The sequence below is a fragment of the Labrys neptuniae genome (assembly GCF_040797145.1).
GTDB lineage: Bacteria > Pseudomonadota > Alphaproteobacteria > Rhizobiales > Labraceae > Labrys > Labrys neptuniae.
In genome coordinates this window covers 133,518-152,137 of record NZ_JBFNQD010000009.1, presented here as the reverse complement: position 1 = coordinate 152,137, position 18,620 = coordinate 133,518, and the positions used below count along the sequence as shown (strand labels likewise).

At 65.9% G+C, this 18,620-nt stretch carries 20 protein-coding genes; 4 read left to right on the top strand and 16 right to left on the bottom strand.

Annotation, left to right across the window (positions count from 1 at the left end):
* Positions 1–26: 26 nt before the first annotated feature.
* From ABXS05_RS23475 to ABXS05_RS23450, 6 genes are all read right to left on the bottom strand, one after another.
* Positions 27–641: an alpha/beta hydrolase gene (locus ABXS05_RS23475; RefSeq protein WP_367625562.1), complete on the bottom strand. Its 615-nt coding sequence runs from the start codon at positions 639–641 to the stop codon at positions 27–29.
* Positions 638–1,615, bottom strand: a complete 978-nt coding sequence (locus ABXS05_RS23470; protein WP_311943748.1) for a glutathione S-transferase family protein — start codon at positions 1,613–1,615, stop codon at positions 638–640. The genes ABXS05_RS23475 and ABXS05_RS23470 overlap by 4 nt, the downstream gene beginning before the upstream one ends.
* Before the next feature lie 3 nt (positions 1,616–1,618).
* Positions 1,619–2,470 (bottom strand): VOC family protein, encoded by an 852-nt coding sequence (locus ABXS05_RS23465; protein WP_311943745.1) that lies wholly within the window; start codon positions 2,468–2,470, stop codon positions 1,619–1,621.
* A gap of 43 nt (positions 2,471–2,513) precedes the next feature.
* Positions 2,514–2,930, bottom strand: coding sequence for a DoxX family protein (locus ABXS05_RS23460; protein ID WP_367625561.1), 417 nt, complete (start codon positions 2,928–2,930; stop codon positions 2,514–2,516).
* A 103-nt stretch (positions 2,931–3,033) separates the two neighbouring features.
* A complete protein-coding gene (locus tag ABXS05_RS23455) occupies positions 3,034–3,945 on the bottom strand; it encodes a LysR family transcriptional regulator (RefSeq protein ID WP_367625560.1) in 912 nt (303 codons plus the stop codon).
* 91 nt (positions 3,946–4,036) lie between these two features.
* Positions 4,037–4,936 (bottom strand): transglutaminase family protein, encoded by a 900-nt coding sequence (locus ABXS05_RS23450; RefSeq protein WP_367625559.1) that lies wholly within the window; start codon positions 4,934–4,936, stop codon positions 4,037–4,039.
* A 194-nt stretch (positions 4,937–5,130) separates the two neighbouring features.
* On the opposite strand from ABXS05_RS23450, the gene ABXS05_RS23445 reads away from it, so the two are divergent.
* Entirely contained in the window at positions 5,131–6,345 is a 1,215-nt protein-coding gene (locus tag ABXS05_RS23445) for an aminotransferase class I/II-fold pyridoxal phosphate-dependent enzyme (RefSeq protein WP_367625558.1), read from the top strand.
* Positions 6,346–6,360: 15 nt separating this feature from the next.
* Here the strand turns inward: ABXS05_RS23445 and ABXS05_RS23440 are convergent, their stop codons facing one another.
* The 10 genes from ABXS05_RS23440 to ABXS05_RS23395 all read right to left on the bottom strand — a co-directional run bounded on the left by ABXS05_RS23440 (position 6,361) and on the right by ABXS05_RS23395 (position 15,646).
* A complete protein-coding gene (locus tag ABXS05_RS23440) occupies positions 6,361–7,692 on the bottom strand; it encodes a glycosyltransferase family 2 protein (RefSeq protein WP_367625557.1) in 1,332 nt (443 codons plus the stop codon).
* 35 nt (positions 7,693–7,727) lie between these two features.
* The gene (locus ABXS05_RS23435) at positions 7,728–8,960 is read right to left on the bottom strand and encodes a glycosyltransferase family 2 protein (protein ID WP_311943730.1); all 1,233 of its coding nucleotides are present in this window, start codon (positions 8,958–8,960) and stop codon (positions 7,728–7,730) included.
* Positions 8,960–10,189: a glycosyltransferase family 2 protein gene (locus ABXS05_RS23430; RefSeq protein ID WP_367625556.1), complete on the bottom strand. Its 1,230-nt coding sequence runs from the start codon at positions 10,187–10,189 to the stop codon at positions 8,960–8,962. The genes ABXS05_RS23435 and ABXS05_RS23430 overlap by 1 nt, the downstream gene beginning before the upstream one ends.
* A complete protein-coding gene (locus tag ABXS05_RS23425) occupies positions 10,186–10,983 on the bottom strand; it encodes an SDR family NAD(P)-dependent oxidoreductase (RefSeq protein ID WP_367625555.1) in 798 nt (265 codons plus the stop codon). The genes ABXS05_RS23430 and ABXS05_RS23425 overlap by 4 nt, the downstream gene beginning before the upstream one ends.
* Entirely contained in the window at positions 10,980–11,378 is a 399-nt protein-coding gene (locus ABXS05_RS23420; protein WP_311943724.1) for a MaoC family dehydratase, read from the bottom strand. The genes ABXS05_RS23425 and ABXS05_RS23420 overlap by 4 nt, the downstream gene beginning before the upstream one ends.
* Complete coding sequence (locus ABXS05_RS23415) at positions 11,375–11,794, bottom strand: hypothetical protein (RefSeq protein ID WP_367625554.1); 420 nt, start codon at positions 11,792–11,794, stop codon at positions 11,375–11,377. The genes ABXS05_RS23420 and ABXS05_RS23415 overlap by 4 nt, the downstream gene beginning before the upstream one ends.
* Positions 11,791–12,999 carry a beta-ketoacyl-[acyl-carrier-protein] synthase family protein gene (locus tag ABXS05_RS23410; RefSeq protein WP_367625553.1) on the bottom strand — a complete coding sequence of 403 codons (1,209 nt, stop codon included), beginning with the start codon at positions 12,997–12,999 and terminating at the stop codon, positions 11,791–11,793. Before ABXS05_RS23410 ends, ABXS05_RS23415 begins: the two co-directional genes overlap by 4 nt.
* Position 13,000: 1 nt before the next feature.
* Positions 13,001–13,285 carry an acyl carrier protein gene (locus ABXS05_RS23405; RefSeq protein WP_367625552.1) on the bottom strand — a complete coding sequence of 95 codons (285 nt, stop codon included), beginning with the start codon at positions 13,283–13,285 and terminating at the stop codon, positions 13,001–13,003.
* A gap of 106 nt (positions 13,286–13,391) precedes the next feature.
* A complete protein-coding gene (locus ABXS05_RS23400; RefSeq protein WP_311943713.1) occupies positions 13,392–14,555 on the bottom strand; it encodes a hypothetical protein in 1,164 nt (387 codons plus the stop codon).
* A gap of 56 nt (positions 14,556–14,611) precedes the next feature.
* Complete coding sequence (locus ABXS05_RS23395) at positions 14,612–15,646, bottom strand: helix-turn-helix domain-containing protein (RefSeq protein WP_367625551.1); 1,035 nt, start codon at positions 15,644–15,646, stop codon at positions 14,612–14,614.
* A gap of 622 nt (positions 15,647–16,268) precedes the next feature.
* On the opposite strand from ABXS05_RS23395, the gene ABXS05_RS23390 reads away from it, so the two are divergent.
* The 3 genes from ABXS05_RS23390 to ABXS05_RS23380 all read left to right on the top strand — a co-directional run bounded on the left by ABXS05_RS23390 (position 16,269) and on the right by ABXS05_RS23380 (position 18,613).
* On the top strand, positions 16,269–16,736 hold the full coding sequence (locus tag ABXS05_RS23390) for a VapA/VapB family virulence-associated protein (protein WP_311943710.1): 468 nt from the start codon (positions 16,269–16,271) through the stop codon (positions 16,734–16,736).
* Positions 16,737–16,977: 241 nt separating this feature from the next.
* Entirely contained in the window at positions 16,978–17,775 is a 798-nt protein-coding gene (locus ABXS05_RS23385; RefSeq protein ID WP_311943708.1) for an ABC transporter permease, read from the top strand.
* A gap of 73 nt (positions 17,776–17,848) precedes the next feature.
* Positions 17,849–18,613, top strand: coding sequence for an ABC transporter ATP-binding protein (locus ABXS05_RS23380; protein ID WP_311943705.1), 765 nt, complete (start codon positions 17,849–17,851; stop codon positions 18,611–18,613).
* Positions 18,614–18,620: the final 7 nt, after the last annotated feature.

Below are 18,620 nucleotides of genomic sequence, written 5' to 3'. Positions count from 1 at the left end.
ACACTCGGATATTCGCCGGACCGACCCTATGCATGCGCTCGGGTGCCCAGGCGCCGGGCCAGGAAATCCACCGCCTTCATGGCGCCTTCCGATGAGATGGTGTGATCGAGGCCGGGCTCGATGAAGAGCTCGGTGCGGACACCTGCACGATCGAGCCGCTCGGCCGCCGCTTCGCTTTCGCGCGCGGGAATGATCCTGTCGGCCTCGCCATGGACCAGCAAGGCGGCGCTTCCCGCCGCCGGTGCCAGGGGGTCCGGTGTCGCCAGCCTCGCGGAAAAGGCGACGACCGCCAGCGGCCAGCGGCCGGAAGCGAGTGCGTCGAGCGCCATGATCCCGCCCTGCGAAAAGCCCGCCAATGCCACGCGTTCGGGCGCCTGCGAAAAGCCGTGCCTGTCGATGGCCTCCTGAACGGTGGCGTCGAAGGCGGCCCGGGCGGCGACAATGCGCCCGCCGCGATTCTGCGCGTTCACACCGGCGACGCTGAACCATTGCCGGCCCCGGCCGCCCTCGAAGACGAAGGGCGCGTCCGGCGCTGCCAAGGTGGCGCCCGGCAACATTTCGCGCCAGATGTCACCCAGATGCATGAGGTCACCGCCATTGCTGCCGACACCATGCAGGAGGATGATCAGGCTCTCCGTCATGCCGCCTTGGCCTCGACCGTAGTCAATCCCGGCAGGTCGGGGCCGACAGGCACGATGCCATTGGGATTGAGCGCCTTGATCGAATAATAGCCGCGCTTGATGTGATCGATGCTGACGGTCTCGCGGATCCCGGGCACTGCCAATATCGCGGCGAGATAGGCCGAGAGCGCCGGATAGTCGGCAATCCGCCTGAGATTGCATTTGAACAGCCCGTGATAGGCGGCATCGAAGCGCACCAACGTCACGAACAGGCGGATATCGGCTTCGGTCAGGCGGGCGCCGAACAGGAAGGGGCCGCCGGCCGCAAGACGCTGCTCGATCCGGTCGAGCATGGCGAAAATGCCCCAGAAGGCGGCCTCATAGGCCTCTTGCGTGGTGGCGAAGCCGGCGCGATAGACGCCGTTGTTGAGGCTGGGATAGATGGCCTCGTTCAGGGCGTCGATCTCGGGGCGCAGATCCGCGGGGTAGAGGTCGATGTCATTGCGGGCAAGGGCGCCGAAACCATCATTGAGCATGCGCAGGATATCGGCGGACTCGTTGTTGACGATCGTGCCGCGCTGCTTGTCCCACAAGACCGGCACCGTGGCGCGGCCGGTATAGTTGGGATCGGCCCGGGTATAGATCTCGTGGATATAGGTGGCGCCGTTCACCGTGTCGGGCGTCGCGCCGGGATAGGTGCCGAAGCGCCAGCCCTGTTCGGTGGTTGAAGGTTCGACCACACTGACGGAGATGGCGTCATCGAGCCCCTTGAGCCTGCGGCCGATCAGGGTGCGCGAGGCCCAGGGGCAGATCAGTGCGACATAGAGATGATAGCGCCCGGTTTCGGCCTTGAAGCCGGCCTCGCCCGTCGGCCCGGCACTGCCGTCGGGCGTGACCCAGTTGCGGAACTTCGAGACCTGGCGCACGAAACCGCCCTGCTTGTCGGTCGCCTGCACCGGGTGCCAGTCGGCGCTCCATTTTCCGTTGACCAGCATGACTCAGCCTTTGCGGGTGACGATGGAGAACGAGGTTCCCCAGGGATCGTGCAGGGCGAAGCCGCCTTGCTTTTCCGTAGTGGCAACGCCGGCAGCCCGTACACGGTTCCGCAAGGCGGCAAGGATGTCTTCATCGGCTGCGATCATCGCGACCTCGGCCAGGCCCGTCGAAGGAAAATCGCGCGGGCCCGCCCCTCGGCTGTTCCAGATATTGGCGGCCAGATGATGGTGATAGCCGCCCGTCGCATAGAAGCTGGCACCCGGATAGCGGGCGGTGAGATCGAAGCCGAGCGCACCGCCGAAGAAGGCATCCGCCGGCTCGGTGGCGCCGACCTGGAGATGCACATGGCCGACGATGCCGCCTGCCGGATAGCCTTGCCAGCGCGTCGTGCCGGCAGCGGCGATCACGTCCTGCACGTCCAGGCGTTCGGTCGACATCGTCACCGTGCCGCCGTCGACGGTCCAGGCACTGCGCGGGCGATCGGCATAGACTTCGATGCCGTTGCCTTCGGGATCGGACAGATAGATCGCCTCGCTGACCAGGTGATCCGAAGCACCCTGAAGCGGCAGCCGCGCCTCGACGGCATGCTTGAGCCAGCGGCCGAGATCGGCCCTGTCAGGCAGCAGGAAGGCCGTGTGGAACAGGCCGGCCTCCCGGGGCGAACGCTGCCGGGCCTTGGGATCATGCCGCAGTTCCAGGAGCACCGTCTCGCCGGTTCCAAGCCGGCGCAGGCCCGCCTCCGACGACACCACCTGCAGGCCGATCGCCTGTTCGTAGAAATGGCTTGTCGCATCGAGGTCGTGCACGGTCAGGCCGACCGTGCCGATGCTGAGGGGAGCGTCACTGGCTGACATGATATCCTCCGGACGAGGGCGGGTTAACGCGCCAAGCATTGCGTCAGTTGGCGGCGGCGCGCGAAGGGGTCGGCCTCAGCGCCAGGGCACCGTCGCCGATCAGGGCAAGCGCGAGAAGGCCGGCGATCCACAGCGCCAGGAATTCCCAGCCGCCATTGGGATTGGTGAAGAAGAAGCCGGCCGAGCCGTGCACGGTGGCGATGGCGCCTGCCAGCACCGGAATCAGCGCCAGGGCAGCCAGGCGCGGCCAGACGCCGAGAATGAGCGCAAGCGCGCCGATGATCTCCCAGGCAATGGTCACATAGGCCAGCGCCGGCGGCAGGCCGAGCGAGCCGAAGAACTGGGCGGTGCCGGCCGGCGTGAACACGAAGATCTTCAGCCCGGCATGGGCCAGGAAGAGAACGCCGAGCGCCAGGCGCAGCAACAGGGCGGCATAGGGGGCGGTGCGGGTGTCGAACATGATCGTCTCCGGGAAAAGGATTGCTGCCTGTACATTGCACCATTTCCGTTCTGGCGATTATCCTGGCTCAAGACAGAACATTAATTCCATTGTGGAACTTATGTCAGGACCATCCCTGCTCCCAGGGCGGCCTGCCGCGATAGCGTTCGGCCAGGAAATCGACGAGAACGCGTATCTTGGCCGCGAGATGCCGGCCGGGCGGATAGAGGGCATAGGCGCCGAGCGGCCTGTCCTCGAAGCTGCGCAGCACGGGCTTGAGGCGGCCCGCCCGCAGCGCCTCGCCGCCCAGGAAGCTCGGCCCACAGGCAATGCCGAGCCCTGCCTCCGCCGCCTTGAAGCTCGCCTCCCCGTTCGAGAATTGCAGCCGTCCCCTGACCGCCACCTGCAGCGACGCCCCATCCGTCTGGAAACGCCAGCTCAGCGGATCGCTGTAATTGGTATCGATGATGCATTCATGGCGCGCCAATTCGCGGGGGTGCAGGGGCTCGCCATGTTCGGCGAGATAGACGGGCGCCGCCACCGTCACCATGCTGACCTCACAGAGCTTGCGGGCGATCAGACTGGAATCGCCGGGGTTGCCGATGCGAACCGCCATGTCGAAGCCTTCGTCGACCAGGCTGACCACGCGGTCGGTGAAGCCGACATCGAGCTGGATATCGGGATAGAGCTTGGCGAAGGCGACGAAGGCTGGCGCCAGATGCATGGTGCCGAAGCTGAGGGGCGCGGAGAGCTTGATGCGTCCCGCCGCGAGGCCCGAGGCGCTGCGAACGGAAGCATCGAGGGCATCGAACTCCTCCAGCACGGCCTTGATGCGATCGTAATAGGCGCGGCCGATCTCGGTCGGCGACAAGGCCCGTGTGGTGCGCTTGAGCAATTGCACGCCGAGATCGGCTTCCAGCCGCGACACCAGCTTGGAAGCCTGGCCGGAACTGGTGCCGAGCCGGGCCGCCGCGTGGGAGAAGCTGCCAGCCTCCAGCACTGCCACGAACATGCGGTCGCATTCGAGCCGTTCCATGGATTGCTTCCGGTTCGGAGAGAATGAAGCCCATTCTAGCTTCTAAAGTCCCTGCTCGGAAAGAATATTGGCCTTCAAACAAGGCCGAACGTCACCTGTACGGCGACAGGCCCGCCTCCTCGACCTCCTCGACGTCCACGCCGACCCACAGCCCGATGAAGGCGGTGGGCGTGCCGATGAACGAGCCTGATATCGGTATCGCCTGATGCGGCTCGCGCACCGCCGCGATGCGAATCAGGCGGTCGGACGCCACCAGGCCATTGGTGGGATCGAACTCGATCCAGCCAATATCCGGCAGATAGACATCGGCCCAGGCATGGCTCGCGCCGGCGCCTTGCAGGATCGGCGCTCCTCCCTCGGGCGGCGGATCGAACAGATAGCCCGAGACGAAGCGCGCTCCGAAGCCGAGCAGCCGGGCCGCGGCGATGAACAGGGCTGCGAAGTCACGGCAGGCGCCGCTTCGGTTTGCGAAGGTGACGGCCGGATCCTGGGTCGATTGTTCGAAGCGGGTGACATAGGCGAACTCGCCATGGATCTCCTGGCACAGGCCGGTGAGCAGATCCCGCGCCCCGCCCGGATGGCGCTTCGGGGCCCCGGCGATCCAGAGCCTGAGATCGTCGGGATAGTCGTCGGCCGAGGCGAGCATGGCAGCACCGAGATCGATGGTCTCGTCGGCCGAATAGGTAACCGGGAAAGGTGCCTCGCCGCCGGTCAGGTGGTTGGTTGGCACCGCCGAGGCGAAGCGTTCGATCTCGAGCCGGCTCTCGATCGACAATTCGCCGGCCTGGCCCGTGAAGACCCCCGTGCAGACCTCGTTGCCGAAGACATCGTAGGTCCAGGCAAACTCGGCCGGCAGCGAGGTGGTCAGGGTGGCCGAGATCAGTCGCATCTCATGGCTGTCGCGTGGGCGCAGCATCATGCGATGCGGCCCAAAGCTGACCGATTCGGCATAGCGATAGGTCGTGCGATGGCTGACGATCAGGCGTTTCAAGGCACGAACTCCCTTCGGGCAGCAGATTCATCCCTGTCCGGATGGACGAGGCGAAAAAATAAGGTATGACCGAAACGAGCCGGCAAGTGGAAACTCTTGCCGGGCGATCGAGTTTCATGATCTGGCGAAATCGCTGGGAATCACAAAGACACTCCAGCCAATCCGTTGGATTGGCTTGGAAACAAGGAGTAACGATGGCAGGGCCGCCGGGCATCAGGGCACGATCGCAGGGATTCGCCGATATTTTCGACCGCTCCACCGGGGGCGCCCTCACCCCGCTCAGCGTGGTGATCGAGCGAGTGCTGAGCCCGGTTCGGGCGGTGATCGAGGGGCGCGAAACCCTGATGTTCGGCACCAACTCCTATCTCGGCCTCAATTTCGATCCCACCTGCATCGAGGCAGCCAGTATGGCGCTGGCGAGCTTCGGCACGGGCTCGACCGCCTCGCGCGTCGCCAGCGGCAACCAGGCCCTGCATGTCGAGCTCGAAAAGGCCATCGCCGAGCTCTACGGCCGGCGCGATGCCGTGGTGTTCTCCACCGGCTTCATGGCCAATCTCGGTGCCATCGGCGGGCTGGTGCGCGAGGGCGATGCCGTGGTGCTCGATGCCCATTGCCATGCCTCGATCTTCGATGCCTGCCGGCTCTCGGGCGCCAAAATCCTCACCTTCAAGCACAATGACGCTGCCGATCTCGCCCGCATCATCGCACAAAGCGAGATCGCGCCAAGCCGCCTGCTCGTCATCGTCGAGGGCCTCTACAGCGTGCTCGGCGATGTCGCCGCGCTCGAAGCGATCAGCGCCGTGACGTCCGAGACCGGCGCCGTGCTGCTGGTCGACGAGGCCCATTCGCTCGGGCTCTACGGCGCCCGGGGGCGCGGCGTCGCCGAAACGCAGGGCGTGGAAGACAAGGTCGACGTCATCGTCGGCACCTTCTCCAAGAGCGTCGGCGTGGTCGGCGGCTATTGCGTCACCAATGATCCGGCCTTCCGGGCCCTGCGTTTTGCCGCGCGCAGCTATCTCTATACCGCCTCCCTGCCGCCGCCGGTGGTGGCCGCCGCCCGTCAGGCGCTCTCGATCATCGCCGGTGACAACGAGCGCCGCGCAACCGTGTTCAGCCATGCCGAAGCCCTGCATCGCGGCCTGACCGGCCTCGGCCTGCCGCCTCTGGCCCCGCCTGGCCCGGTCGGCGCCGTGCGCATGCCGGGCATCAAGGCAGGGCTCGACACCTGGACCGCCCTGCTTCGCGCCGGGCTCTACGTCAACATGCTGATCCCACCGGCCACGCCCAATGGCGAGGTGGTGCTGCGCTATTCGGTCTCGGCCGCCCACAGCGCCGCCGATATCGAGCGTGCGCTCGACATCATCGCCGCTGCCGGCCGTCAGACCGGCGTGCTCAGGCCGGCGGCCTGAGACAACGGACCAGTCTCAGACGACCTTGGGCGCTGCCGTGGATTTCGGGGTGCGCACGAACTCGCTGCGTTTTCCGAAGATCACTTCGCGCTGGGCGGGGCCGATGACGGCGCCGATGCGGAAGAGATCGCGGGAGACCTGCACGAATTCACGCAGGAAATCGGAGAGGCTGGTCTCCCCGGGCCGCAGGGACAGGTTGCCGGCCCTGAGGAACACGAAGAGCGCGACATAGCCGATCAAGAGCTGGCCGACCAGGACACCGGCCAATTCCCAGCGCAGCGGTGCTCCCAGCACGATCGCGCCGATGCCGGCCGGCAGGGCCACGGCCCAGGCCAGGCCCGACCACCACACCCCCAGATGCATCGCCGCCTTGAGGCGATCGGTGAGCGAGAGCGAACCGTCGCCGAGGATCGGGCAGAGCAGGCGCAGCATCACTTCGCCGAAGCCCTTGGTCCAGCGCTGCTGCTGGGTCATCCAGGCCTTCATCGTCTCGGGAAGTTCGCCGGGCACAGGCACGCTCATCAGGAACGAGCCGCGCCGGCCGATGCGCCAGGCCCGGTAGGACAGGTCGAGATCCTCGGCCAAGGTGCCCCCGCGCCAGCCGCCGGCCGCCTCGATCGCCTCCCGGCGCCAGACGCCGCAGGTGCCGTTGAACGGCAGGGGATGGCCAGCCCAGCAGCGCGTGCCCTGCTCGATGGCGAGATGGGCGTCGAGCAGCACCGCCTGGGTGCGCGTCAGCGGGTTGGCATCCCGGTTCAGATAGTCGAAGCGAGCCTGGATGAAGGCGAGTTTGGGATCCGCCAACAGGCAGGTCATGGTCTTCTTGAGGAAATCGGGGTCAGGCACGTAATCGACGTCGAGAATGGCGAAAAAGCCATGCGGCGTCAGCGTCATCGCATTGGCAAGCGCGCCGGCCTTGTATTCGGTGCGATCCTTGCGATGGATCAGCACCACGTCGAAGCCCTGCGCCCGGCGCCGCGCCACCTCTTCATTGGCGAAGACGGTGGAGCCGTCGGTGGAATCGTCGAGGATCTGGATATGCAGGCGCTCGCGCGGCCAGTCGAGGGCAGTGGCGGCGTCGAGCGCACGGGCGACCATGGCGCCTTCATTGAAGGTGGGGATCTGCACCACCACATCCGGCAGGTCGGCCCGGTCAGGCAGGCCCCGCGCCAGCAGGAGGCGCTCGGCCTCGACACCGGCCTTGCGCAGGCGCCAATGCTTGAAGACGAGATAGAAGGTTGCCAGGGTCGAGCCGAAGGTGACCGACCAGCCGAGCAACGATATCACGGCCAAGATCACCGCCAGCCAGCCGGCGACCGCCCACAAACTCTCCCACAAACCCGTCAAACTCCGTCTCTCAGCCCCGTTCCAGCCTGTCGCCGCTACCGGTCTCCCTGTTTCGGCGTACGCACGAAATCGTGCCTTGCCGCGAAGGGCGCCGTCACGACGCCCGCCGAATTGGCCAAAGCCAGAAAGACGAGCAGGACCGGAATTGCGATCAGGGTTGCCCCGTAGCGGATGATACCACCCCGGCGCAAGCGCAGAAATGGCGGCAGGGTGATGAGAAGGGCCGACGTCCCGGCATAAAGGGCGGCTGCCGTCGCCAGGACGGCATGTCCGCTGCCGAAACCACGCAGCAGGCCATCGAGGACGAAGGCGGCGACCGCCAGCACGAGGCAGGGCAGGCCGAGCTGCAGGCCGAGGAGCAGGCTGGTGCCGAATTTGGCAGCAAGGTTCCAGTTCGAATGCCAGACCAGCGGCAGCCCCTTGCGTGCGACCTGGACGAAGCCGGTCGACCAGCGGGCCTGCTGTACGCGCCAGCTGGCGAGGTCGGCCGGCGCCTCGCAGGTCAGCGGAGGCTCGAGCGTCAGCTGGCCGTGCCAGCCGGCGGCATAGCTGCGCAAGGTCAGATCGAGATCCTCGGCCAGCGTGTCCGCGGACCAGCCGCCGGCCGCCTCGATGGCGGCGCGGCGCCAGACCGCACCGGTGCCGTTAAACTGGAACAGGTCGCCGCCGACCTGCCTTCCCGCCTGTTCGGCGAGGAAATGCGCATCGACCGAGAATTGCTGGCCCAAAGTCATCCAGTTCTGGTCGCGATTGCCGAACTCGAAGCGGAACTGCACGAAGGCCGCCCCCTGGTCGGCCGCCAGTACCGCTGCCGCTTGCCTCAGCCATTGGCGTGGTGCCCTGAAATCGGCATCGAGAATGGCGATCAAGGGCGCATCGCAGCGCTGCATGCCTTCGGCCAGGGCGCCGGCCTTGAAGCCGTCCCGGTTCACCCGCCTGACCTGCTGCACCAGCGGGCCTCCCGGCGGCAGGCCGGTGATGGCGGCAGCGGCCAGGGCCGCCGTCTCGTCGGTGGAGTCATCGAGGAGCTGGATGGTCAGCCGGTCGGCCGGCCAGTCCAGCGCCAGGGCCGAGGCCAGGGCCCCCTCGACCGAACCGGCCTCGTTGTAGAGCGGGATCTGCAGGAGAATAGGCGGGCACTCGGCATCCGGCTGCATCGGCGGCGGCCGGTAGCGGCGCGCGCGCCAGGCCAAGCGCAGATGCTGGCCCAGCAGCACGACAAGGAAAAGGCCGGCGACAAAGCCGATGGCATCGATCAGGAAGAGCATCAGCGCCGCCCTGCCAGGGCGATTGTGGCCCCGCCCCAGGCGAGGCGACGCGCCACGAGGGCGTTCAGCCATAGTGCCGGCATGATCGCTTCCCGGAGCAGCACGGCGAGCGGCGTGGCCGGGGAGAGCGGCCAGCCCTTGCGCCAGGCGAGGGCGCATTCTGCCGCGGGCCAGAGGAGGAGCGTCAGCACCAGCAGGGCAATGGCGGGCAGGCCGAGGAGAGTGGCACCGGCGAGCGCCGCAAGACAGGCGGCGGGCAGGCCGGTCAAGGGCTCGGCGGCGAAGGCCAGGGGTTCTTCCAGGCGCCGGCAGATCGCCCAGCGCAGATGGCGCTGCCAGATCTCGCCGGGCCGGCGGGCGCCAAGGTCCTGGTCGACGGTGGCCGCGGCGAAGACCGGTCGCAGCCCCTTCGCCTGCAGAAGCTTGGCCAGGGCATGGTCGTCGGCGACCGCACGGAGGATCGTGGAGATGCCGCCGGCGGCTTCGAGATCGCCACGCCGCAGCAGCATGGCCGCGCCGATACCGGCACCGCCCCCGAGCGCGGAGAGCGCCAGCAACAGCCGCCCGCCATAGGAGTTGACGAGGCTCGCCTCGACCAGGGCCGGGAAATTGCCGGGCCTGCGCGCCACCGGCACACAGGAGACCAGTCCGACGCCGGGCGTGAGGCTCGCCATCATCGCGGCCAGGGCGCCGGGCGGCAGAATGGTGGCGGCATCCTTGATCAGCAGGAGATCGTGCTCAGCCGCTTCCACCGGTTCGATCAGATTGGCGATCTTCGGATTGGCACCGGGAATGGGCGTGGTGACATGGACGCTGATCGTCAAAGCCTTCTCCACGAAGTGGGGAAGGTGGCCCGACGAAGTCGGGTCGGATGGGGTGTGGTCGGCTTGCACGGCTTCATCCGGATAGGACACTGGCAGCGGGCCGCACCGCATCCGTCGTTGCTTCGCAACGCCACCTTCCCCGCTTCGCCGAGAAGGCTCTGCGTCGCTCACCGAGAACAGGATTTCGAGGCCGGGATGATCCAGCCGCAGGAGCGCCTGATTCGCTTCGCTCTCCGCTTCCTCAAGCTGCCGCAGCGGCACCAGCACCGAGACGGGCCTGCGTTCGCCGGCAACGGCCCGGCGTGCCGCGAGCGCCGGCTGGAGCAAGGCGAGCAGCGTGGAGCCGAGCAGCAGGCAGACGAGAGCGACCCACCACAGGCCTGCCAGGGCCGCGAGGAGCGTCATGGCCCGCTTGTCTCCCGCTCCCTCGTCAACGGCACATCGACACCGGGACGATCGAGCAGCCAGTCCCCGAAACGCGCGGGCAGCAAAGTGAGCAGGCGCAATCCCGCATAGAGGATGAAGGGAAAGGCGATCACCGGCTTGCGGCGGTCGAGGCCGCTGCGGATGATGCGGGCCGCCCTGGCGGCGGTGAGCTTGAGCGGTTGCGGCGCGACGAGCTCGGCGTTGAGCGGCGTGGTGACGAAGCCCGGCGCGATCAGGCTGACGGCAATGCCTTCGCGCCTCAGGGCCGGCCGGATGCCTTCGGCGTAGGCATGTATCGCCGCCTTGGCCATGGAATAGGCCGGCGAGGACGGGAAGCCGCGCAGGCCCGCCAGCGAACCGACCAAGGCGACGTGACCGCGGCCTCGGCGACGCATGGCTTCCAATGCTGGCTCGATGGTGTTGATAGCCCCCATCAGATCGACGGCGAGCACCGCCCGCATCGCCTCACCAGGGTCGAGCGGCCTTTGCGCACTGGTGCCCGAGACGATGCCGGCACAGGCAATGGCGAGGTCGATCGGTACCTCGCCGTCCCGGGCTGCGATCCAGGCGGCAAGCGCCTTGCGATCACGGACATCGATGCGGCCGGTGACGACCGCAGCCGCGCGTGCCCGGCAGAGTTCGGCGATGTCGGCCAGCCGCGCCTCGTCTCGGCCGACGAGGAGGAGAGCATTTTCGGACGTGGCATATTCGAGGGCGAGGGCCCTGCCGATACCGCTGCTGGCCCCGGTGATCAGCACGGTCCGGCGGCTCATGCCCCACCCTCCATCGCACGCGACAGAGTCGCTTCCGCCATGCAGGCGACGACGCCGCCGCTCGTCTTGACGAAGAGGCGCAGCACGGCCGGCTCGCCGTTATCATGACGCTTGACCGTTCGCCCGGAAATCTCGACCTCGGCCCCGACGGGTACCGGTGCCATGAAGCGGGTGGACAGGCCTGCGATCACAGCCTGCGGCAGGAAACGCCGCACCGCCTCATTGAGATAGGCGACCAGCAGCATGCCATGCACCGGCGCTGCCTCCAGGCCGATGGTGCGGGCGATGGCCGCGCTGACATGCAGGGGGTTGGTGTCGCCCGAGGCCCGGGCGAACGCCTCCACCTCGGCCGCGCCGATCGGGCCGATAGTGAGCGGCGGCATCGAGGCGCTCATTGCGCCAGCTCCGGCTGGAACAACCGGTAGGTCGCTGCGAAATCGGCGATGACCTCGCCATCCCGGCCTTCGATATGCGCCTCGATCTGCACATCGTCGGGCATGGCAGCATCCGCCCGCCGGGTGATCACGAAGCGGATCTCCTCGCCGATGCGCAAGGCGCGCCGATAGCTGAAGCGCTGGGCGATCAGCACGGGTATGAGATGCTCCTCGCCGGCAAGATCGTCGAAGGCGGCCTTGGCGGCCGGATGCCACAGCCAGATCGCGGGAAAGGTAGCGGGAACCTCGTCGCCCTCGCCCGTCAATCCTTGGCTCATCTTGCCGTCGAAGGCCGTCGCCTCGCGGTAGCGCCGCACGGCATCCGCCTCGACCCGGGCCGCAATGGGGCCGATGGAGAGAGGCGGCGGCGCGCTCATGCCTGCCCGACGATCAGCACCGCATTGATGCCGCCAAACGCGAAGGAATTCGTCATGGCATGGCGCATCGTCACCGCCCTCTTCTGCCCCGGCACGCAGTCAAGATCGCATCGGGGATCGGGCGTTGTCCAGTTGAGCGTTGGCGGTACCACGCCTTCTCGCAGAGCCATCACCGTGATCGCCAGCTCGATGGCGCCGGCCGCCCCGAGGGCATGGCCGTGCACCGGCTTGGTGGAGGAGACGGGCAGGCCGGGCAGGCGCGCGTCGAAGACAGCGGCGAGTGCGGCGGCCTCGGTGGCATCATTGGCAAGCGTGCCGGTGCCGTGGGCGTTGACATAGTCGATCGCCTCCGGTTCCAGCCCGGCATCATCGAGGGCCTGGCGCATGGCGGAGGCCGCTCCGCCGGCATCCGGGCGCACGATGTCGCCGGCATCGCTGGAGGTGCCGTAGCCGCAGAGCTCAGCCAGCGGAGTCACGCCCCTGTCCCTAGCACTCTCCTCACTCTCCAGCACGAAAATGGCGGCACCTTCTCCGAGTACCATGCCGTTGCGATCCTTGGAGAAGGGACGACAGGCATTGGGAGAGAGCACGCGCAGGGCTTCCCAGCCCTTCATGCCCGAGGCGGTGATGCAGGCCTCGGCCCCGCCGACCACGGCGCGATCGACGATGCCGGCACGGATGAAATGGGCACCGAGGCCGATGGCCTGGGTGCCGGAGGCACAGGCGCTGGCAATTGCGAAGGACGGGCCGCGCGCGCCATAGCGGGCGCTCAGCTGCGAGGCGGCGCCATTGGGCATCAGGCGCGGCACGCTCCAGGGATCGAGGCGCTGGCCGGTGACATAGGCATTGTGAATGCCGATTTCGATGGTTTCCCCGCCGCCGATGCCGGTGCCGACGATGGTGGCGGTGAGCTCGCCCTGCCGATCGGCGCGGGCAAAGCCGGCCTGGGCCAGCGCTTCGTCGCCGGCGACGATCGCGAGCTGGGTGAAGCGGTCGCAAAAGGCCAGCACATCGGGCTCGATATGATCGGCCGGATCGAAGCCACGCAACTGCCCGGCGATGCGGATGTTGTGGCGCAGTTCCCGTGCCACCTCGAGCGGGCCGATGGCACTTCGGCCCTCGCGCGCGGCCTGCCACAGCGCCGGAACCCCAAGTCCCGCCGCCGTCGCCGCCCCCATGCCGGTAATATAAACGCGTCTCTTCAAATCAGGACTTTTCACTGGCAATGCGGGCCAGCACGCCGTCGATGAAGGATTTGAGATCCTTGGCCTCGGCGATCGAGCCATCCATCGGAATATAGACGTCGAACTTTTCTTCCACAGCCGTGAGGATCATCACGATATCGATGGATTTGAGGCCGAGCGTCTCGAAGGTCGCATCGGGCGTTACCTTCTCGCGATCCACCATGCCCTCGGATACGATCAGGTTGACGACCTCGTCATAGACACGCTGCGGATCGGACAGGATGTTATCTTTGGTTTGGGTCGACATCTTCTTCCTGGACACGTCCCTTGAGCAAAGCGCGTTCTAGCTAACCGCTCGATTGCTCAAGCTTTTTGTTTCAACGCGTTTTGCGATTCTAGGCAATGCCGTCAAATCACAAAACACTATGGGCGTCATGGGACTGAATCGATGCTTCAAAAACGCCGAAACGGCGTGTCGACCGGGCCCCGAGCCATTCAACTACGCTCGTCATGGCATAGTTATCGTCAAGAATCCAACCGCATTCCAAATCTTGCACACCGGTGATGGCAGCCCGGCGCATCAATTCATCCACCAGGATGAGCGCGACGCTGGCGCCGGAGACCGAGCCGACCAGGCGCGGCGCCACGCCGAACAGCACGGCGCGACCGCCTGCGAAGCGCTGCGTCAGCCCGCGCCATGCCAGTTTCAGCCAGCCCCAGGGAGAAGGCGAACCTCCCAGATCGCCGGTGATCTCGAAGACATTGGGCAGGAACAGTGCGAAGCCGACCAGTTCCCCCTGCCTTTCGACGAAAACGCCATATTCCGCCTTCAGCAACGGCTTGAAGGCCTTGATCATCGCCGACATCTCGGCCTGCGAGACCGGGACGAAGCCCCAGTTCGCTGCCCAGGAGCCGTTGAACAGGCACCGCCCGAGTTCGGCATCCTCGGCCAGCCTGTCCATGCGCATGGCGCGGATGTCGAACCCCTTGCGGCGGCGCTCCATGCCGAGCTTTTCGAGCCTGTCGGCAAGATCGCTGCGGCGCCGGTCGAAGCCATAGGAATGCAGCGTCTTCGCCAGCTTGAGGCCGGCAGCCTCCAGATGGGCGCGCAGATAGGGCGGGTGCCAGGGCATCAGCACCATGGGCGGTGCGGTGAAACCGTCGATCAGCAGGCCGGATTCGGCATTGATCGACAAGGTGAAGGGGCCGCGCATCACCTTGCTGCCCTTGCCGGCGAGATAGGCAGCGGCAATGCGTACCAGCTCGACCACCACCCCTTCGTCATCCACCGCATCGAGGCAGCCGAAGAAGCCGATGCCCTCATGCTGGGCGCCGGTGGCGAGGTGATCGATCTGCGCCGAGATGCGGCCGACGGCGCGGCCCTCCCCGTCATAGGCAAGCCAATACGCGGCTTCGCCATGGGTCCAGAAGGCACTTCTGGCCGGATCGATCAGTTGCGCCCGGTCATGATCGAGCGGCGCGACATAATCGCTGTAACAGGCATAGATCCGCCGCGGCAAAGCGAGGAATTGCTTGAGCTCGCGCTTGGAGGAGACGGGACGGACGGTGACTTGCATGCCGCCCTTCTGTCAAGTTCGGACGGGAAAGGCAACGGCTGGCGGGCAAGAGCGGCTCAGCCGCGGGCATCCGTCGGACTGACGCCGAATTCCTGGCGGAACAATCGGCTGAAATGGGCCGGATCCAGATAGCCGCAGCGCATGGCGATCTCGGCAATCGACACGCTGCGCGGCGCGCGGAGCAGCATGTCGCGTGCACGCACCAGCCGCCGCGCGCGAATGGCCTCGGCAATGGCGATGTCCTGCTCGGCAAAGCAGCGATAGAGCGTGGCGCGCGAGCAGCCGAGAAGCCCTGCCAGCATGTCGGGATCGAAAGCGGGGTTGGCGAGATTGACATCGATCAACCGCATCGCCGCGGTGAAGACACTGCCGGCGACATCGAGATCCTCGTCCTCTGTCCGCCCCGCCACGTCGCGCAAGGCGAGATCGGCCAGATCGAGCGTGATCTGGAGCAGGCTGCTGCGCTCGTCGGGGTGGAGATTGTCGATCTCGCCGGCCAGCGCCCGCATCTGGGCGGCGAGGATGCGGCCGGCGGGCGAGGCCCCCAGCCAGCGGGCAAGCGCGGCCGAGGACGGAAGCTGCGGCCCCAGGATCGCTTCAGCACGTTCGCGCCTCATCGCCAGATGCACCGCTTCGAAGGCGGTCCAGGACAGCCGGCTCTCGGATCTGGCATCGAAGGCGAAAAATTGTCCGGCCGTGGCCAGGCTGCGCTCATCCCCTTCCTCGTGCCGGCGCTTTCCAGAGAGAACCAGGCCGATGGCGATATCGTCACCACCGTCCCGCTCGCTCTGCCCCCGGCGCCGTCCTCCTGCCAAAGCATGGGAACGCGTGGTGAAGATCGAGCCCCCCGGCCCGATCACGCCTGCCCCCTCCGCCAGAAACGGCGAGGGGTCACTGCGCCGGTCCGCGTCGATCTCGTAGAGGGCGGCTTCGCGCCAGAAATCATAGCGCTCGTGCGGGCGATGGTCGCGAGTATCGAGACGCGCATAGACGGCCGCCTTGGGCAGACCATGGCGCCTCATCGACCACCGCCCCTCGCCGGGACGCCAGCTCCACGCATCCTTGCTCCAGTCGACAGTGGATCGCTTCACGCATGTCTCCCGAACAGGGTTGGCTCGTGCCCTGCCGCACGGCCTGACATCCAGCAACGAATAACATCTTCCGATGCTGCTGCAAGGGCAGCCCGCACGTGCTTGGGCAAAGAACGTGCGAGCGACAATCGCAATATAACAACACATTCTTCAAAATTCGAATATCAGCAGCTTAACGGCCGTCTGCTTCGAATTCCGTGATGGAATTTTCATTTACGGAACGCCGTTACGACATTCACCTCAATAAAACTGAAGACCACCTCGCCCATGCTTGAACGTCAGCAAAACGAAAAACAAATATATAAATAATACTTCCATATTCAGAATACATTTTCCTGTATTTTTGTAGATTAATTCATCCAGAAGAGACGTTTATCCAAATATATCGAGACGCCTATCCTACCACCTTCGAGGTATTCAGGTCTATTTTAATAGCCAGAGACCGCCCCCTGAGCCTCGCCCATGATGCCCGTTCCGCGCGTGAGGCCGCCGATCAAAACGCCAAGGCGAGACTTGCCGTCCCGTTCCAGGGCCTGTCGTCACCGACCGCAGCCCCTGGCGAGAGAACCGAGAAAAAGAGCGCCTACGCGCCTGAACTTTGGATCAAGATCAGGAGAGTTCCATGGACGACGTCAAGTTGAACTACGACCCCGACCTTGCCGCCCGCGAGTTTGCAAACTCAATGGCAGGGCTGCTCGAGCAGGACCAGATCAAGGCCATCGCGGCCGACATCATGGGCACGGCGGCAGCCGACCAATATCCGGCCAAATGCACCATCATCAGCGCCATCTTCTATCTGCGCTTCACGATCGAAGTCACGACCGACAGAGGATATGGCCATGTCCTCAAGACCTTCACCGGCAATGCCGGTGGCGTTTCCAGTCCCGGCGGCGGCGTGATGTTCGGCACGGTATTCACCAAGGACCTCAACCGCCTCTATGCGGAAACCGTGAGCTTCCAGTTCAACGCCAGCCCCGTCATGCTGAATGTGAACTTCTTCAGCAAGGGCCACGCCCTGCTGGGCAACTTCATGTCGGGCGGCGTCAGCACGGTCGGCGGAACCGGGGGCGGCACCGGCCGCTGGAAATGACGAGAATGGCGGCAGGCGGCACGCGCCGGCCTGCTGCCGTCCCCCCGCAGGAATCGGGCGCAGGCAGCGAAGCGTTTACACTCAAACGCGCTTTGCTCTATAGCGTTTTGTGATTTCCTGGAATCGCCAAGAATCGCAAAGACGCGTCTAAACAAAGAGTTAGAGCAAATAAGCGTTCACACTTGAACGCGTTTTGCTCTAGGAAGGGGCGGAAGAAGCCTCGACTATCTGGAATTTCGTCTTGCTACAGCCCTTTGCCGATATCTGGCGCCAGCGCGAACTGTTTCGCGCCATCCTGACCCGCGAACTGCAGGTACGCTTTCGCGGCTCGGTGTTCGGCTGGGCCTGGGCCGTGCTGGCGCCCCTGGTGATGCTGTCGATCTATACGCTGGTCTTCTCCGGCGCGCTCAAGGTCGGCGTCGCGCAGGACAGCGGCGGGCGCTTCGGCTATGCCTTCTCGATCTTCGTCGGCCTGATCGTCTTCAACTACTTCGCCGAGATCGCCTATCGCGCCCCGCTGCTGCTGGCCGAGCACAAGCACATCATCCGCCGTTCGATCTTCCCGCCGCAGATCCTGGCCTGGATCGCGGTGGCACGTGGCGGCGTCTACATGCTGATCGCGCTCGGCGTGCTGCTGACCGGCCAGATCCTGATCGACCAGTCGATCCACTGGTCCTGGCTCGCGCTGCCCTTCATCCTCCTGCCGCTCGTCCTCTGCCTGCTCGGCATCGTCTGGATCCTCTCCACCATCGGCGCGCTGACCAGCGACCTCAACCATCTGATCATCTCGATCATTCCGGTGGCGATGTTCGCGACGCCGGTGTTCTACGAGGCGGCGCAGGTGCCGGAAAACTGGCGCTGGCTTGCCTATCTCAATCCCCTCACCGGCATCATCGAGATGATGCGCACCGCCATCCTGCGTGGCACCTGGCCGGACAGCCTGCTCTATCTGGCCTGCCTCGCGGCCTCGCTTGCGGTATTCTATGCTGGCCAGACCCTGTTCATGCGAAAGAAGACGATCCTTGTCGACATCATCTGAACAGACGCTCGCGCAAGATCCAGCCCAGGATCCCACCCAGGGCCGTGCCCGAGATCACGCCCCGGATCGTCCCTTGGACCTCGCGGTCGAATGCCGCGACCTCGGCAAGGCCTATCAGTTCTACCGGCGCCCGATCGACCAGGTGAAGCAGGTGCTGTTTGGCGGCAGGAAACGCTATTACGACGAATATTGGGCGCTGAAGGAGATCGGTTTCGCCATTCCCAAGGGCGCGGCGGTCGGCATCGTCGGACGCAACGGCTCGGGCAAGTCGACCCTCCTGCAGATTCTGTGCGGCATCACCGCGCCCACCATCGGCTCGCTCACCGTCAAGGGCCGCATCGCCCCGGTGCTGGCGCTCGGGGCCGCCTTCGACTACGAGCTGACGGGGCGCGAGAACTGCTATCTGTCGGGCGCCATTCTCGGCCTCAAGCGTACGCAGGTCACCGAGAGGCTCGGCGCCATCCAGGAACTCTGCGGCCTCGGCGATTTCTTCGAGCAGCCGGTGAAGCTCTATTCCAGCGGCATGGGCGCCCGCCTCGCCTTCGCCATCTGCGCCCATGCCGACGGCGACGTGCTGATCGTCGACGAGGCCCTCGCCGTGGGCGACGATGCCTTCCGCGAGCGCTGCCGGACCCTGATCCGCGCCTTCCGCCAGCGCGGCACCATCCTGTTCGTCTCGCACGACCTCGACCAGGTCGCGGAATTATGCGAGCGCACGATCTGGATCGACCGCGGCCGCCTCCGGGCCGATGGCCAGACGCATGCCGTCATCACCGACTATCGCAAGGCCCTGGCCGAGGAAGCCGACGACCCCAACCGCTTTGCCTTCATGACCTGAGGCCACT